Annotated in this window: 3 protein-coding genes; 1 reads left to right on the forward strand and 2 read right to left on the reverse strand. The window is 64.3% G+C overall.

Annotated elements, in window-relative coordinates:
- Positions 1–353, reverse strand: a 353-nt coding sequence (locus AAX04_RS11475; protein ID WP_238377882.1) for a nucleotidyltransferase domain-containing protein, incomplete at its 3' end; no start/stop codon positions are given.
- On the reverse strand, positions 344–763 hold the full coding sequence (locus AAX04_RS11480) for a HEPN domain-containing protein (protein WP_084761529.1): 420 nt from the start codon (positions 761–763) through the stop codon (positions 344–346). The genes AAX04_RS11480 and AAX04_RS11475, both read right to left, overlap by 10 nt.
- Positions 764–901: 138 nt before the next feature.
- Here AAX04_RS11480 and AAX04_RS11485 point away from each other — a divergent pair.
- A partial coding sequence (locus AAX04_RS11485; protein WP_202904448.1) for an acylphosphatase occupies positions 902–1112 on the forward strand: 211 nt, incomplete at its 3' end.

Genomic DNA, 1112 nt, shown 5'->3' on the forward strand with positions numbered 1-1112 from the left:
GCTACGCCGTAGTCGTCCACGATGACTACTCTGTGCCTGAGGGCCTCGCGCCACCAGGGCTTGCGCAGCGCCTTGGCGGCCTCCTCGGGCGTCCAGCATATCGGCTCGAGCCTCGGCGGCGCGTCGTCGAGCTCCACGCACCTAGTCACGAAGTCCCTTCCCCTGAAGTGCTCCGAGATCATCACGACGTCCACGTCGCTCCATAGGTTGAAGTCGCCCCGCGCGTAGGACCCGTAGAGTATCGCCGTCAGTCTGCCCAGCCCCTCCCTCAACCTGAGGGCGTATGCGCGGACCTCGTCGACGACGCGCTCCCTCTCGGCCAGACGCGCCTTGATGACCTCGTCTAGCGGCATGGCGAACATCCCTTTATCCACGCCAGGATCAGTCCGGCGCAGTCCGAGGCCTCAGCCGCCTCCTCCCTCGTGTACCTCTCGAAGGGGGCCCCCTCGACCAAGGCGTCGGGGTACCGAGGCGTTGTGTACATCTTATCGAGGTAGCCGACGCAGAACCTCAGCCTGTCACCTGCGCCGCCGCAGTGGCTTCCGAGCTCGCCGAACAGAGCGACCAAGTTGCGGCCGAAGGCGGGCTTGCCCATGGCCCTCAGCAACGCCTTAAGGGAAAACTCGGCCGTCTGCTGGGCCTTGAAGCACGCCCATGAGTAGTTGCTGGAGCTCATGTCAGCATCTATGGACCTAAGGGTGTACTCAGCCTGCCTGATCCATCTATGGTACTCGTCGCAGTCCAGCGGCTGCACTGAGGACATGGCGCAGCTCCCTATAAAGATTTCCCGCGGAGCGACCGAGGGGCGGTTGGGCCTACGTCCAGACCGACGGGCGCCCCATCGGCGGATTGAGTCGCCGGTCGGCGGAGCGCGCTTTCTTTTTATAGGGGAGTTTTTATCGTGGTTCGGGTCAGGGTGCATCTGCTCATAAGGGGGAAGGTGCAGGGGGTCTTCTTCAGGCAGTCCATGAGAGACGTGGCGAAACACTACGGGGTCCGCGGCTGGGTCAGGAATCTCCCCGACGGCAGGACGGTCGAGGCCGTGCTTGAAGGCGACGAGGAGGCCGTGAACAAGGTGGTTGAGTGGGCCCACTACGGCCCGCCGGGCGCCC

This window comes from Caldivirga sp. MU80, from assembly GCF_001663375.1.
Taxonomy (GTDB): Archaea; Thermoproteota; Thermoprotei; order Thermoproteales; family Thermocladiaceae; genus Caldivirga.